At 70.4% G+C, this 15414-nt stretch carries 12 protein-coding genes and 1 pseudogene; 10 read left to right on the top strand and 3 right to left on the bottom strand.

Annotated elements, in window-relative coordinates; all coding sequences use genetic code 11:
• Positions 1–64 precede the first annotated feature (64 nt).
• The 6 genes and pseudogenes from AC6RUA_RS02115 (at position 65) to AC6RUA_RS02090 (ending at position 8056) form a co-directional block, all read left to right on the top strand.
• The gene (locus AC6RUA_RS02115; protein WP_499814306.1) at positions 65–652 is read left to right on the top strand and encodes a thymidine kinase; all 588 of its coding nucleotides are present in this window, start codon (positions 65–67) and stop codon (positions 650–652) included.
• A gap of 173 nt (positions 653–825) precedes the next feature.
• A complete protein-coding gene (locus AC6RUA_RS02110; RefSeq protein ID WP_499814305.1) occupies positions 826–1464 on the top strand; it encodes a YIP1 family protein in 639 nt (212 codons plus the stop codon).
• A 147-nt stretch (positions 1465–1611) separates the two neighbouring features.
• A pseudogene (locus tag AC6RUA_RS02105) lies at positions 1612–3743 on the top strand (DHH family phosphoesterase).
• A gap of 96 nt (positions 3744–3839) precedes the next feature.
• A complete protein-coding gene (locus AC6RUA_RS02100) occupies positions 3840–5360 on the top strand; it encodes a sensor histidine kinase (protein ID WP_499814304.1) in 1521 nt (506 codons plus the stop codon).
• A 54-nt stretch (positions 5361–5414) separates the two neighbouring features.
• Positions 5415–7115 (top strand): tRNA uridine(34) 5-carboxymethylaminomethyl modification radical SAM/GNAT enzyme Elp3, encoded by a 1701-nt coding sequence (locus AC6RUA_RS02095; protein ID WP_499814303.1) that lies wholly within the window; start codon positions 5415–5417, stop codon positions 7113–7115.
• Positions 7116–7213: 98 nt separating this feature from the next.
• Entirely contained in the window at positions 7214–8056 is an 843-nt protein-coding gene (locus AC6RUA_RS02090; protein WP_499814302.1) for a ZIP family metal transporter, read from the top strand.
• A 158-nt stretch (positions 8057–8214) separates the two neighbouring features.
• On the opposite strand, the gene AC6RUA_RS02085 is transcribed toward AC6RUA_RS02090, so the two are convergent.
• Positions 8215–9471 (bottom strand): M20 family metallo-hydrolase, encoded by a 1257-nt coding sequence (locus tag AC6RUA_RS02085; RefSeq protein ID WP_499814301.1) that lies wholly within the window; start codon positions 9469–9471, stop codon positions 8215–8217.
• Positions 9472–9607: 136 nt separating this feature from the next.
• Here AC6RUA_RS02085 and thrS point away from each other — a divergent pair, with 136 nt between their 5' ends.
• Positions 9608–11539, top strand: a complete 1932-nt coding sequence (gene thrS / locus AC6RUA_RS02080) for a threonine--tRNA ligase (protein WP_499814300.1) — start codon at positions 9608–9610, stop codon at positions 11537–11539.
• A 620-nt stretch (positions 11540–12159) separates the two neighbouring features.
• Positions 12160–12528 carry a DUF8009 family protein gene (locus AC6RUA_RS02075; RefSeq protein WP_499814299.1) on the top strand — a complete coding sequence of 123 codons (369 nt, stop codon included), beginning with the start codon at positions 12160–12162 and terminating at the stop codon, positions 12526–12528.
• Here AC6RUA_RS02075 and AC6RUA_RS02070 read toward each other — a convergent pair.
• Together AC6RUA_RS02070 and AC6RUA_RS02065 are read right to left on the bottom strand one after the other, a co-directional pair.
• The gene (locus AC6RUA_RS02070; RefSeq protein ID WP_499815474.1) at positions 12525–12719 is read right to left on the bottom strand and encodes a cold-shock protein; all 195 of its coding nucleotides are present in this window, start codon (positions 12717–12719) and stop codon (positions 12525–12527) included. The two genes, AC6RUA_RS02075 and AC6RUA_RS02070, sit on opposite strands and share 4 nt — an antisense overlap.
• 95 nt (positions 12720–12814) lie before the next feature.
• A complete protein-coding gene (locus AC6RUA_RS02065) occupies positions 12815–13705 on the bottom strand; it encodes a 3-hydroxyacyl-CoA dehydrogenase family protein (protein WP_499814298.1) in 891 nt (296 codons plus the stop codon).
• Between the two features lie 409 nt (positions 13706–14114).
• On the opposite strand from AC6RUA_RS02065, the gene AC6RUA_RS02060 reads away from it, so the two are divergent.
• Together AC6RUA_RS02060 and AC6RUA_RS02055 are read left to right on the top strand one after the other, a co-directional pair.
• Positions 14115–15092, top strand: a complete 978-nt coding sequence (locus tag AC6RUA_RS02060; protein ID WP_499814297.1) for a transcription initiation factor IIB — start codon at positions 14115–14117, stop codon at positions 15090–15092.
• Positions 15093–15171: 79 nt separating this feature from the next.
• A complete protein-coding gene (locus AC6RUA_RS02055) occupies positions 15172–15351 on the top strand; it encodes a DUF7836 family putative zinc-binding protein (RefSeq protein ID WP_499814296.1) in 180 nt (59 codons plus the stop codon).
• Positions 15352–15414 lie beyond the last annotated feature (63 nt).

The following is a 15414-nucleotide window of genomic DNA, read 5'->3' as shown; positions in this document are numbered from 1 at the left end:
CGAGGCGCCCCCCGAGAACCCGAGAGGGGAACGGTTTTGTCGCCGGCCCGGGTCCCGAAGCGGTGTGCACGCGATAACGGGGTCCGGGTGGCTCGAAGTCATCTCCGGGTCGATGTTCTCCGGAAAGACGGAGGAACTCCTCCGCCGTCTCCGTCGCGCGGAGATCGCGGGGCAGGAGGTGGCGGTGTTCACGCCGGCGCTCGACGACCGGTACGGCGAGACGCGAATCGGGTCGCACAACGACCGCACGTGGGAAGCCGTCGTCGTGGACGAGGACGGCGACGGCCCGTGGGACGTCCTCGACCACCTCGACGGCGAGAAGGTCGTCGCGGTGGACGAGGCGAACTTCTTCTCCGACGAACTGGTCGCGGTCTGTCAGCGACTGGCCGAGGACGACCGCCGGGTCATCGTCTCGGGCACCGACCAGACGTTCCGCGGCGACCCGTTCGACCCCCTCCCCGACCTGATGGCCGTCGCCGAGTACGTCGACAAACTCCAGGCCATCTGCTCGGTGTGCGGGGAACCGGCGACTCGGACCCAGCGGCTCGTCGAGGGAGAACCCGCCCACGTCGACGACCCGACCATCCTCGTCGGCGCGGCCGAGAGCTACGAGGCGCGGTGCCGGAACTGCCACGTCGTCCGGCGCGACTGAGTCGGTCGACGCGACGGTTCGCCGGGAGCGCACTACCACCCCCGGAGCGACATCGCTCTCGGCACACCATATTTCCGTTGAAAATTGTCGCAAGAAAGGCTCGGTTCCGCCACACCCGACCGAGCGCACGGCCCATCGGAACTGTCATGCGCGCCGCCTCACAACGCCAGGGCGTGACGACGTGGGTGGAGAACCCCTCGGGCGGACGGGCGCGCGGGCCGCGCGGCGTCGCCCGCGCGTGGGTCGAAGTGCTCGTCCGGCCGACGCGCTTCTTCCGGACTGGCGTCGCGCCCGGCGACCAGGCGCCGGGACTGGTCTTCGGGGTGTGCGTCGCGCTTGCGTACGCCGCCGGACGGTTCTGGGTCGCCCCCGGGACTGTGCCGGCGGTCGCCGGCGGGGTCGCCGCCTCGGCGCTGTTGACGCTGGCGTTCGTCGCCGTGCTCGTCGCGCCGGCCGCGCTCCACCTGACCGCCGCGCTCCAGACGCTCCTGCTGCTGCTCGCCTCGCTCGACTACGAGCGCGGCGGACGTGGCGTCTTCTTGCGCGAGCGAGCGGGCGTGAGCGAGACGGTGCAGGTGGTCGCGTACGCGAGCGCCCCGTGCGCGCTCGCCGGCCCGCCGGTTCCGGAACTCCGGGCGGTCTGTGCGCTGTACGGGACCGTACTCCTGGCGCTCGGCGTGTACGAGGTTCACGCGACGACCCCGCGGCGGGCGGTGCTCGCGACGGCGCTCCCTTCGGCGCTCCTGTTCGGAGTCGGGTTCCGCGGGTTCGCGGCGGTCGAGACGCTGCTGGTTCGGTGGTACGTCGTCTGACGGGCCCCCGCACGCGGAGGCCCCGGAACCCGTTCGACGCCGGCCGCCACCGACGTGCCTCGACGGGTTCGAGCCGTCCTCGTCGGCGCTCGGCGCGCGCCGGCGTTTCGACAACCGTTTTAGGGCGGGGGTACAGGTTGCGCACAAATGGGTTCATGCATCATCTGCGGTACGCCCGTCGACGGGCGTGTCTGCGACTCCCATCAGGAGGACGTCGTCTTCGAGTTCCGCGGGAACGACCCGAACCAGTTGGTTCCGAATCGGTTCTACCGGGGGACCGTCGACGGGTACGCCGAGTTCGGCGTCTTCGTCGACCTCTCCCCGAACGTGACGGGCCTGCTGCACCGCTCGGAACTCGACCAGCGACTCGAATCGCTCGACTGGGAACCCGGCGACGACGTGTTCGTCCAGGTGAAGAACGTCCGCGACAACGGCAACGTCGACCTCGCGTGGTCCATCCGGCAGTCCGAGCGCGAGTTCCGCGGGGCGCTCCTCCAGGAGGGAACCGAGGAGAAGGACGCCGAACCGACCGAGAACGACGACGAGGGTCCGGTCCGACACACGCCGACGCCGGACGCCGAGAGGCGACGCGGGGAGCGTCCGACGGAGGCGAGTCCGGAGGCGCCGCCTCGGCGCGCGACGGCGGTGACGGTGACGAGAGCGGCGCGTCCGCGGACGCCGAGAGAAACGAGACCACCGACGCAGTCGAGAACGAAGTGGCCGACGCGGCCGACACGACCGACGCCGGGGCGACGCCCGAGGGCGACCGCGAACGCGTCGAAATCGGCTCGCTGGGCGACCGCGTGGGCGAGACGGTCCGAATCGAGGGTGAGGTCGTGAGCGCGCGCCAGACCGGCGGGCCGACCGTGTTCGAACTCCGCGACGAGACGGGCGTCGTCGACTGCGCGGCGTTCGTCGAGGCGGGCGTGCGCGCGTACCCCGACGTGGACGTGGACGACGTCGTCCGCCTCGACGGCGAGGTGGAGGTCCGGCGCGACGAGATACAGGTCGAGACGGAGGCGCTCGCGGTGCTGACGGACGGGGAACGCGACGCGGTCAGACAGCGGCTCTCCGACGCGCTGACGGCGGAGGCGCGCCCCGACTCGGTGACGACGCTCGCCGACCACGAGTCGCTCGACGGCGTGACGGACGACCTGCTCGACGCGGCCGAGGCGGTCCGCCGGGCCGTCCTGGAGGCGCGTCCCATCGTCGTGCGCCACGCCACCACCGCCGACGGCTACGTCGCCGGCGCGGCGGTCGAGCGAGCGGTGCTCCCGCTCATCCGCGAGGAACACGCCGAGAGCGAGGCGGAGTACCACTACTTCACCCGCCGCCCCCTCGAGGGAACGGTGTACGACATGGACGACGCGACGAACGACGTGACCCGGATGCTCCAGGACCGCGACCGGCACGGCGAGAAACTGCCGCTCGTCCTGCTTCTGGGCACCGGGTCGACCGTCGAGTCCGAGGACGGTCTCGGCCTACTCGGCGTGTACGGTGCGGACCGGGTCGTCGTCGACGCCGCGGCCGCCGACCCCGAGATTCGCGACGCCGTGGCAACGCTCGTCAACCCGGACCGCTCGGATACGGACGCCGACGCGCTCTCGACGGGCGCGCTCGCCGCCACGCTCGCCGCGACGGTGAACGGCGACGTGAGCGACGACCTGGCGCACGTCCCGGCCGTGAGCTACTGGGAGGGGACGCCCGACGCGTACGCCGACCTCGCAGCGGACGCCGGTTTCGACGCCGAACGGGTCGCGGAGCTCCGGGAGGCCGTCGCGCTGGAGGCGTTCTACCAGAGCTACGAGGACAAGCGCGAACTCATCACCGACATCCTGTTCGGCGACGACGGCGGCGACCTCGCCGGTCACATCTCGGCGCAGTTCCGCGAGAAACTGGAGACGGAACTCGACACCGCCGAGGCGAACGTGGAGGCGCGCGAGGCGGACGGCGTCGAGTTCACCGTCCTCGACGCGGACGCGTACGCCCACCGGTACGACTTCCCGCCGACCGCGCTGCTGGCGGACGAACTCCACCGCCGCGAGCGCGAGGGCGACGGGCGTCTCCACGCGACGCTCGTGCTCGGTACGGACGACCTCTACCTCCGCGCGACGGACGACCTCGACGTGCGTCGGGTCGCCGCGGACGCGGCCGAGCGCGTCCCGGACGCCGGCGTCACCGCTCGCGGCGTCCGCGAGGGTCGCGTCGAGTTCCTCTCGGGCCGGCGCGGTGCGGTCGTGGACGCCGTCGTCGAGGCGGCCGCCGACCAGTTGGCGTAGCGTCGCACGCCCGCCGCCGTCCCACGGCTGATATGTGAGCGGAAAGATATTTATACGGGACGTTATTGGTAACTACTGGGTATGGTTGGGTAGATGATGGGTTCGGGAGGGGATGCCGACGAACGAACGGGGGGAGCGTCCGACGCCGAACCCGTCGGGGTCGACTTCGACCGTCTCCGGCGGCGGGCGACGTCGCTCGCCGAGCAGGGGTCCGGTCGCGCGGTCCGCGAGGCGGCGGTCCGCGTCGTCGTCGAGGAACTCGGTTCCGAGGCGGCGGTGTTCGACCGGGAGGCCGACCGGTACCGAGCGTCCGTCACCAGCCCGGCGTTCGAGGACCGCGGCGGTCCGGTCACGCTGTCGGCGTCCGACTCGGTCCTCGCGCGGGCCGTCCCGGCGGGCGAGGCGCGGACGGGCGCGGCGGACGACGGAGGGGACGAGCGGGTCGCCGCGGTGCCGATCGGAGACGCGAGTGCGCTCGTCGCGCTGGCGGGCGAGGGAGACGGGTTCACATCCCTCCACGCCGGGGCGCTCTCGCTCGTCGCCGGCCACGCGGAGGCTGCGCTCGTCGGTCTCGAGGGGGGCGTCCCCCGGCGGGCGGCCGGAACGCCCGCCGTCGACGACGCCGACCTGGTCGACGCGCTGTCGCACGCGCTCCCGGAGTACGCGTTCGTCTACGACGGGGACGGGACGTACCTCGACGTGATACTCGGCCTCAGAGGGCCGGTCCCCGAGTCGGCGGAGACCATCGTGGGGAGGGGGGTCCGCGACGTGCTCGACGACCCGGCCGCCGACCGGGTCCTCGGCGCCGTTCGCGCCGCCATCGACGAGCGGTCGGTCCAGACGGTGGCGTACCCCGTCTCGACGGGCGACGAGCAGCGCCACTACGAGGCGCGGGTCGTGCCGCTCCCGCGCACGGACGGCGGGAGGGACACCGCCGTGCTCGTGGCCCGCGACGTGACCGAACGGCACGAGCGCGAGCGCCGTCTCCGGCAGCAGAACGAGCGGCTGAACGAGTTCGCCGGCATCGTGAGCCACGACCTGCGGAACCCACTGAACACGGCGACCGGGTTCCTCGAACTGGCGGCCGACGACTCCGACGACGAGCGACTCGACCGGGTCGCGACGGCGCACGAGCGGATGGCGACGCTCATCGAGGACCTGCTCGCGCTCGCCCGTCACGGCCGGGGCGTCACCGACTCCGCGTCGGTCGAACTCCGGACGGTAGCCAACCGAGCGTGGCGGACCGTCGCCTCCGACGGCGACCTCACCGTCGAGGACGACGCGACGGTGCGCGCCGACCCCGACCGACTCCAGCAGGCGTTCGAGAACCTCTTTCGCAACAGCGACGACCACGCCGGGCCGAGCCCCTCGGTCCGGGTCGGCACGCACGCGGGCGGCATCTACGTGGCAGACGACGGTCCCGGCGTTCTCGCCGCCGAGCGCGACGTCGCGTTCGAGCCCGGTCACACCACCGACCCGAACGGCACGGGACTCGGGCTCGCCATCGTCCGCCGCATCGCCGACGCGCACGGGTGGGACGTCGCGGTGACGGGGAGCCGCGACGGCGGCGCGCGGTTCGAGTTCGACGGGGTCGAGTCCGACTCGGGCGCCGACTGACGCCGGCCGCGGCGTCCGAAACCCTTACCCCCGGAACCACCCCACGTTTCGCCGATGAGCGGCGCAGCGCCCCCCGAGGAGTCGGACGCCTTCGACCGCGCGTGCGAGGAGCTAGTCGCGCGCATCCTCGACGGGCGACTCGACCGGGACGGCCTCGAAGCCGCGAAGCGGGAGATCTGTTCGGAGTTCTCGGCGCCGAAGGTCCCACAGAACACCGACCTGCTGGGGTACGCACCGGAGGGGCGCCGCGAGGAGGTCGCGGACGTGGTGCGGCGAAAACCCGTCCGCACCGCCTCGGGCGTCTCGCCGGTGGCCATCATGACCTCGCCGCACATGTGTCCGCACGGGAAGTGTCTCTACTGTCCCGGCGGGCCGGCCTCGGAGTTCTCCAGCGCCCAGAGCTACACCGGCCACGAACCCGCGGCCGCGCGGGGCGAGCAGAACGACTACGACCCGTACGGACAGGTGACGCTGCGGCTCGAACAGTTGCGGCACATCGGCCACCCCGTCGACAAGGCCGAACTCATCCTGATGGGCGGGACGATGACCGCCCGCTCGCACGACTACCAGGAGTGGTTCGTCAAGCGGGCGCTGCAGGCGATGAACGAGTACGACACGGACGCACCGCCGGACCCGGCGGAGGGGCGGAGCTTCGCGCAGGAACCGGACGAGTACGAGTTCGAGTACCTCGAGGACGTGAAGGCGCGCAACGAGTCGGCGGACGTGCGCTGCATCGGCATCACGTTCGAGACGAAGCCCGACTGGTGCGACCCCGAGCAGGTCGACCGGATGCTGCGTCTCGGCGGGACCAAGGTAGAGGTGGGCGTCCAGACCACGTACGAGCGGGTGAACCGCGAGATGCACCGGGGGCACGGCACCCGAGCCTCGGTCGACGCCAACCGCCGGCTGCGCGACGCCGCGTTCAAGGTCGGGTTCCACATGATGCCCGGCCAGCCGGGGATGACAGCCGAGATGTGCCGCGAGGACTTCGGACAGCTGTTCTCGAACTCCGACTGGCGACCGGACTACCTCAAGATATACCCGACGCTCGTCGTCCGCGGCACCCGCGTGTACGACGCGTGGCGCCGCGACGACTACGACCCGCTGTCGAACGAGGAGGCGGCCGACGTCGTCGCGGACGCGATGAACGAGATACCGAAGTACTGCCGGCTCCAGCGGGTTCAGCGCGACATCCCCGCGGACTTCATCGACGCGGGCGTGTGGAAGTCGAACCTCCGCCAGTTGGCCGAACAGCGGGCCGAAGAGAAGGGGTACACCCTGCGGGACATCCGCGCCCGAGAAGTGGGACACAACGACGCCGACCCCGACCCGAGCGACGTCGAGTTGGACACCGTCGAGTACGAGTCGGGCGGCGGCGTCGAGCGGTTCATCTCGTTCGCCGACGCCGAGCGGGACCTGCTCGTCGGCTTCTGCCGGCTCCGGTTCCCCTCGTACTCGCACGCCGCCCCCGGGACCCCCGACGGTACCGACGACCCGGTTCGGCGTGAACTCCGCGACGCCGCGCTGGTGCGGGAACTCCACGTGTACGGCTCGCCCGCGACGTTCGCCGGCGACGGGGACGGCGACTGGCAGCACCGCGGCTACGGCCGCAGGCTCGTTCGGGAGGCGGAAGACCAGGCGGCCGACGCCGGGTTCGAGAAGCTCTCGGTCATCTCTGGGCTCGGCGTCCGCGGCTACTACCGCGACCACCTCGGCTACTACCAGGACGGACCGTACGTCAGCACGCGGCTGTAGCTCCTGCCGGCCGAGACGCGTGCCGCGGCTCGGCCTCCCGGACGCGATAACCCGCGCCGACCGACACGTTTGATACCCCCGCATCGAGTGTGAGCGGTATGGTGGTCGAAGAGCTGTTCGTCGGTCTCGTCGGCTCCAATCCGGTCGTTCAGGGCCTGGCCGGCGGTGTCGTCATCGCGTCGCTGAACATGCTGGGGGCGTTGCTCGTGCTCGTCTATCGCGACCCGAGCGAGCGAACGCTCGACGCCGCGCTCGGGTTCGCCGCGGGCGTGATGCTCGCCGCCTCGTTCACGAGCCTCATCGTCCCCGGTATCGACGCGACGGAGATAATCGTGCCCGGTGTGCCCGCGACTGGCGCGCTGAAGCCGCTCCCGGTCGTCGCCGGTCTCCTCCTCGGCGTCGCGGTCCTCGACCAGGCGGACCACTGGGTCCCGCACGTCCACGTGCTCGTGACGGGGCGAGAGCGGGCCGACCAGACCGTCTCGGACGCCGGAATCGCCTCGGTCGTGCTGTTCATCGTCGCCATCACCATCCACAACATGCCCGAGGGGCTGGCCGTCGGCGTCGGGTTCGGCTCCGGGGACGTGAGCAACGCCATCGCGCTCATGCTCGCCATCGGCATCCAGAACATCCCCGAGGGACTGGCGGTGTCGGTGGCCGCCGTCAACGCCGGGTTCGAGCGCACCACCTACGCCGTGCTCACCGGGATTCGGTCGGGCCTCGTCGAGATACCGCTCACCCTCTTCGGCGCGTTCGCCGTCGCCGTCGCGGCGCCGATACTCCCGTACGCGATGGGGTTCGCCGCCGGCGGCATGCTGTTCGTCATCTCCGACGAGATCGTCCCCGAGACGCACGCTCGCGGCCACGAGCGACTCGCCACGCTCGGGACGATGCTCGGCGTGGTGACGATGCTGTACCTCGACGTGGCGCTCGCGGCGTGAGTCGCCTTTCCGAGTGGTGTTCCCGCTGAACCGACCGGGCAGCGCCAGTTGCGGGCGACCCCGAAAGCCCCCGACCGCTTTCAGTCCCACCCGGCGAACTCGACCCGAGCGTCGCGCCAGCCCCGGGTCCGCCGCGAGTAGCCAGGTCGCTCGCCCCGTCACTCCGCCGCCGCGTCCGCGATTGCGCCTGCCAGCACGCGCGTCGCCGCCGCGCAGTCGTCCCAGTCGGTCCACTCGCGGGGGTTGTGGCTCACGCCGTCCCGGGAGGGAGCGAACAGGAGCGCCGCGTCCGTCACGTCCGCGACGTGCATCGTGTCGTGGGCCGCGCCCGAGTGGAGGTCCGTCGTCTCCACGCCGGCCGCCGCGCCCGCCTCGTGGGCGGCGGCGCGCAGGCGCTCGCTCATCGGTGTCGGTTCGAGGTCGAACGGCCGGGCGAACGACGTCTCGACGCCGCGCCCGCGTTCGAGCAGCGAGAGCGACGCCCGCGCCGCCTCGACGATGGTCTCCATCGACTCGTACTCGACGTCGCGGACGTCGACGCCGGCCTCGACCCGGCCGGGGACGACGTTCGTCGCGTTCGGCGACACGTCGAACGAGCCGACGGTACCGACTGCCGACTCGCTGTCCGACTCGACCACGTCGTTCGCGGCCGCCTCGACGTCGAGGACGAACTCCGCGGCGGCCGCGAGCGCGTCCGTCCGCTCGTCCATCGGCGTCGCGCCCGCGTGGTTCGCCTCGCCCACGATGTCCACCTCGCAGTGCGTGATACCGGTGATGGTCGTCACGACGCCGACCGGCACGCCGGCACGCTCCAGGCGGGTGTCCTGCTCGACGTGGAGTTCGTACCACGCGTCCCACTCGCTCGCGTCCAGTTCCCCCTCGCCGCGGAAGCCGATGCCCGAGAGCGCTTCCTCCAGGGTGGTCCCGTCGTCGGCTTCGAGCGCGAGCGCCTCCGCGACCGACCGCTCGCCGACCGCCACGGAGGAGCCGAGCAGGCCGTCGGCGAACCGCTGGCCCTCCTCCTCGGTGAACGAGACGACGACGACCGGCCGGGACGGTTCGACGCCCGCCTCCCGCATCGCGCGGACCGACTCCAGCGCGGCGTACACGCCGAGCGGCCCGTCGAAGATGCCGCCCTCGGGGACGGAGTCGAGGTGGCTCCCGGCCGCGACCGGCGCGGCGCCCGGGTCGGCGGAGTCGGGCGTCCACGTCCCGGCGACGTTGCCGACGGCGTCGACGGTCACGTCCAGCCTCGCTTCGTCCATCCGCTCGACGAGGTACTCGCGGGCCGCCCGGTTCGCCTCGGTGCCGCAGAGCACGGTCCGGCCGCGCCCCTCCGCGGCGTCGACGTCGCCGAACCCGGCGTTCGTCTCGATGTCGTCGCGGAGACGGTCCGTCTCGACGGTGAGGTCCATGTCCGGAGGTACGCCGGTCGGGGCTTGGTTCTTTCCGGTCGCGGCGGCGGAGAGGCGGCGGGCGCGAGTCGGCGCCGACGGCGAGCGAGTCACACGGTTCGACAAGACTTATTCGCGCGGTCCGACTGCGAACCGTATGAGCGATATCGCGGTCACCCTGCCGGACGGCTCCGAACTGTCCGTCCCGGCGGGGTCGTCGGTCGAGGACGTCGCCTACGAGATCGGTCCGGGCCTCGGGCGGGACACTGTCGCTGGGGTGGTCGACGGGGAACTCGTCGACAGGACCGCGCCCGTCCACGACGGCGCGCGCGTCGTCGTCGTCACCGACCAGTCCAACGAGTACCTGCAGGTGCTTCGCCACTCGGCGGCGCACGTGTTCGCGCAGGCGCTCCAGCGGCTCTACCCCGAGGCGAAACTCGCCATCGGCCCGCCGACGGACGACGGCTTCTACTACGACGTGGCCGGCGTCGACCTCGACGAGTCGGACTTCCCCGCCATCGAGGCGGAGATGGCGGACATCGTCGCGGCCGACTACGACATCGTGCGCCGGGAACTCCCGCGCGAGGAGGCGCTCGCCCTGTACGAGGACAACCCGTTCAAGACGGCCATCCTCCACGAGGAGGCCGCCGGCGAGGACCCCGTCTCCGTCTACGAACAGGACGACTGGCGCGACCTCTGTCGGGGACCGCACGTCGCGTCGACGGGGGAGGTCGGCGCGTTCGAACTGCTGAGCATCTCCTCGGCGTACTGGCGGGGCGACGAGGAGAACGAACAGTTGACGCGGGTGTACGGCACGGCGTTCGAGTCCGAGGGGGACCTGGAGGCGTTCCTCGAACGGCGCGAGGAGGCGAAAGAACGCGACCACCGGAAGATCGCCCGGGAGATGGGTCTGTTCACCATCGACGAGACGACGGGACCGGGGTTGCCGCTCTACCAGCCGAACGGGAAGCGCATCCTCTCGGAGTTGGCCGACTACGCCGAGGCGCTCAACCTCGAGGCCGGCTACGACCCCGTCGAGACGCCCCACCTGTTCCGGACGGAACTGTGGAAGAAGTCGGGCCACTACGACAACTACGTCGACGACATGTTCCTCCTCGACGTCAACGACGAGGAGTACGGGCTCAAGCCGATGAACTGTCCGGGCCACGCGACCATCTTCGACGACAACTCCTGGAGCTACCGCGACCTGCCGGTGCGCTACTTCGAGGACGGCAAGGTGTACCGCAAGGAACAGCGGGGGGAACTCTCGGGGCTGTCGCGGACGTGGGCGTTCACCATCGACGACGGTCACCTGTTCGTCCGGCCCGACCAGATAGAAGACGAGATCAACCTCATCATCGAGAACATCCTCACCGTCTTCGAGACGTTCGACCTCTCGGCGCACGTCGCGCTCGCGACGCGCCCGGAGAAGTCGGTCGGGAGCGACGATATCTGGGAGAAGTCGGAGTCGCAACTCGAAGACGTGCTCGACGCGCAGGGGATGGAGTACGACCTCGAACCCGGCGACGGGGCGTTCTACGGACCGAAGATAGACTTCTCGTTCGAGGACGCGCTCGGACGGAAGTGGGACGGCCCGACGGTCCAGTTGGACTTCAACATGCCCGACCGGTTCGACCTGACGTACACGGGCGAGGACAACGAGGAGCACCAGCCGGTGATGATTCACCGGGCGCTGTACGGCTCCTACGAGCGGTTCTTCATGGTGCTCATCGAGCACTTCGACGGCCACTTCCCCCTGTGGCTCGCCCCCGAGCAGGTTCGCGTGCTCCCCATCTCTGACGACAACCTCGGCTACGCCCACCGGGTCAAGAACGACCTGGACGGGTTCCGCGTCACGGTGGAGGACCGCGACATGACCATCGGTCGGAAGATACGCGCCGCGCACGACGACCGAGTGCCGTACATGCTCGTGGTCGGCGGCGACGAGGAGGCGGCAGAGACCGTCTCGGTGCGCGACCGCTTCGAGAACGAGGTGAACGACGTCGACCCCTCGGCGTTCCGCGAACACCTCCTCTCCGAACGCGACGAGAAGCGCGTCGAACCGGACTTCGTCCGCGACGCCGAGTAGCGGAGCGGTCACCGACCCTCGTTTCTCGCCGTTCCCCGTCGACGAGCGCCGTTCGCGGCGGCTGGACAATCGACAATCGGTCCGCCACAACCCACACGGGTCCGCCGACCGACTCGTCGGACGTGAGCACGCGGTACGACAGCGGTGACGTGGTCGCCACCCCGGACGGTCCGGGCGTGGTGACCGCCGCACTGACCGAGGCGTTCGAGTTCCCGCAGGGGAGCGACGAGACGGCGACGGTGGACGCGAGCGACGACGCCCACGTACGTCGTCGGTCTCTGCGCCGGCGGGTCGTGGGAGTCGGCCGTCGACGACCTGAGCGACGAGTTGGGGGAGGGCCGGGCCGAGCGGTTCGCCGCGGCGACGAAAGACGAGGTGTTGGGGACGACCCGGTGGCGGAACCGGTTCTGAGCGGTCGAGGCCCCGGTCTCGGAACCGACGCCCCGGTCCGTGCCGTTTCGAACCACGGTAACACTTAACAGTCGGACGCTCGAAGCGGGGGTGATGGTCCAACGACCCTTCGTCTGTGTCGAGTGCAGTCGAACGGTGAGCGTCCTCTCGTACCGCGCCGCCTGCCCGGACTGCGGGGGCGGTCTGGAGCAGACGGTCGCGACCGGGTCGTGAACGACGCCGACTCAGCCGACCCCACCGACATCCACACCCTCGCAGTGACGACCGACGACCTGGTGGCGGCGCTCGAAGCGCGCGACCGGGGGCGGCGACGGGCCGTCCTCCGCGTCACGCCGCCGTTCGCGGGCCGGATGCGTGCTCGGCTCCACGTCGAGGGTGGGGAGGGGGAGTACGAGTCGAGCGAGGGGCCCGACCCGATACACGTCCCTCCCCGAGCGTTCCTCCCCGACGACTTCCCGCGCTTCCCCGGCCGCGGCGCCGAACGCTGGCGCTCGGCGGTTCGCGACCGACTGCAAAAACGGATCGAACTGGATGCTCCCGCCGGACCGCAGGCGGTCCGGGTGACGTTCCTCGGTTAGAGCCGTTGCAGGTTCGTCGCCCGCGGGCCCTTATCTGCCTGCTCGATGTCGAACTCCACCTCCTGTCCTTCTTCCAGGTCCGGGCCGCCGACGTCTTCCATGTGGAAGAAGACGTCCTCGTCGGACTCTTCGGTTTCGATGAAGCCGTAACCGCCAGTGTCGTTGAAGAATGCAACCGTACCTTTCGCCATTCGCAGTAACCTCACTTCTCTCAAGGTCGTTCGAACATATATACCTGTGGGTTGCGTGCCCATGGCTCGGTCGACCGAAGCCGGCCCGAGCGAACTCATCCTTCTCCGCTCACGCCGGCGATATCGCCGTCCTCCCAGACGTAGAACCCCTCGCCGGTCTTCTCGCCGAGTTTCCCCGCCCGGACCTTCCGCCGGAGCAGCGCCGGCGGCCTGAACCGCTCGCCGAGTTCCTCGCGGAGGTGCTCGAGGACGTCGAGCCGTACGTCCAGACCGACCACGTCGCCCAGTTCGAGCGGACCGACCGGGTGGTTGTACCCGCGTTCCATCCCCGCGTCGATGTCGCGCGCCGAGGCGACCCCCTCCTCCAGCATCCGGATGGCCTCGACGCCCTGTGCGGCCCCGAGCCGCGAGGTCGCGAACCCCGGCGTGTCGTCGACGGTGATGGCGGTCTTGCCCAACCCCGCGACGAACTCCTCGGCCCGTCGACGCGTCGCGTCCGCCGTCTGCTCCGCACGGACGAGTTCCACGAGCGACATGGCGGAGACGGGGTTGAAGAAGTGGAGGCCGACCGCACGCCCCGGGTTCTCGAGCGCCGCGGCGATACTCGTCAGCGGGAGCGACGAGGTGTTCGAGGCGAGCAGCGCGTCTTCGGGGGCGTGCGCCTCGGCCTCGCTCAGCACCGACCGCTTGAGGTCGAGGTCCTCCGGAACCGCCTCCACGACGACCGACGCGTCGTCGACGGCCGTCGCGAGGTCGTCCGTCGCCGTCAGGCGGTCGAACGCCTCGACCGCCGCCTCCCGGTCCAGTTTCCCGCGCTCGACACCGTCGTCGAGCAGGTTGCGGACGCTCGTGAGTGCCTCCCCCAGGGCGTCGGTGTCGACGTCGCGCAGACTGACCTCGTGGCCCGCGACGGCGCAGGCGTGTGTGATCCCCCGCCCCATGGTTCCCGCGCCTAACACACAGACGGAACCGCTCGTCTCGCTCATGCCGTGAGCGGGCCTCCCCAGCGGCAAAAGCGACGGGGCCGGCCGGGCGGGCACGCCGCTCCGAAGACGGGGGTTAGCCCCGAGTTTCGCGCCGTAATCGTCCGGTTTCGGCCGCCGTCCGGACGACCGCGGCGTGCGGTCACACACCGGGGTGACTCCCCGTCCGCGTCCGCGGCGAAAGGTACTTGTTTCCGTTCGTCGGTCTCGACCGAGTCGTTTTTATGTGACCCGTATTTATAATCCGACTATCACTAACTCCCCGTACGAGCCGTTTGTGTGCCTCTCGACGGGTGTATCTCGGGTGCACTCTTACAAAAGATTTAAGTACTTTCGGAGATAACTGTTAGTAAGGACGACTGCCGTCGGGACGCTTTTCTCGCTCCGGTCGGGGTCGCTCCGGGAGTTACCCATGACAGAGACACGAACGACCATCAGCAGCTACGAGCGGGAATCGACCGCCGACTCCCGCGTCGAGTCGACCGAGGAGCGCGTCCGGGCCGAGTGTCCGGAGTGCGGCGGCAACCTCGTGACGGACGAAGAGCACGGCGAGACGGTGTGTGCCGACTGCGGGCTCGTCATCGAGGCGGACGCCATCGACCACGGGCCGGAGTGGCGCTCGTTCGGTAACGAGACCGACGACAAGTCGCGCGTCGGCGCCCCGACGACGAACATGATGCACGACAAGGGGCTGTCGACCAACATCGGCTGGCAGAACAAGGACGCGTACGGCCGGACGCTCTCCTCGGAGCGCCGCCAACAGATGCAGCGGCTCCGCACGTGGCACGAGCGGTTCCGCACGCGCGACTCGAAGGAGCGCAACCTCAAGCAGGCGCTCGGCGAAATCGACCGCATGGCCAGCGCGCTCGGCCTGCCCGAGAACGTCCGGGAGACGGCGTCGGTCATCTACCGGCGCGCGCTCGACGAGGACCTCCTCCCGGGCCGCTCCATCGAGGGCGTCGCCACCGCCAGCCTCTACGCCGCCGCTCGACAGGTCGGGACGCCGCGCTCGCTCGACGAGTTGACCGCCGTCTCGCGCGTCGACCGGATGGAGCTCACGCGGACGTACCGCTACCTCGTCCGCGAACTGAAACTGGAGGTCGCGCCCGCGGACCCCGCACAGTACGTCGGGCGGTTCGCCTCGGACCTCGGTCTCTCGGACGAGGGCGAGTGGCGCGCCCGCCAGCTCCTGAAGAACGCACAGGACGCCGGGGTCACCAGCGGGAAGTCGCCAGTCGGGCTCGCGGCCGCCGCGGTGTACGCCGCCGCCCTCCTGACCAACGAGGCGCTCACACAGAGTCAGGTCAGCGAGGTGGCCGGGGTCAGCGAGGTGACCATCCGCAACCGGTACAAGGAACTCCTCGACGCCGCCGAAGGGCTCCCGGCGTAATCGACCTCCCCACCGTCCCGCGGTTCCGGTCCCCGCGACGCGAAAACTTTTATTGAACGGCCGCCCGTCGGGTGAGCGTATGGTCGAGGCCTTCGTCCGGCTCATCTGTCCCGAGTGCGGGAAGGACTGGGAGGAGAACCCCAGCAGTCTTCCGGGTCACCGTCGGAACTACTCGTGTCCGTCGTGTCACGCGACTCGGCGGCTCGCGGAGTTCATGCGTACCGAACGCGACCTGGACACGGTAAAACAGTTCGAGTAGCGCCGCCTCCCCGCCGGCCACGGCCCGCTCGTTCTCCCGTCGTACACGGCGCGTACGACGACG

Source organism: Halorarum sp. SLYT50, from assembly GCF_059821265.1.
This window is presented reverse-complemented; position numbering and strand designations above follow the sequence as displayed.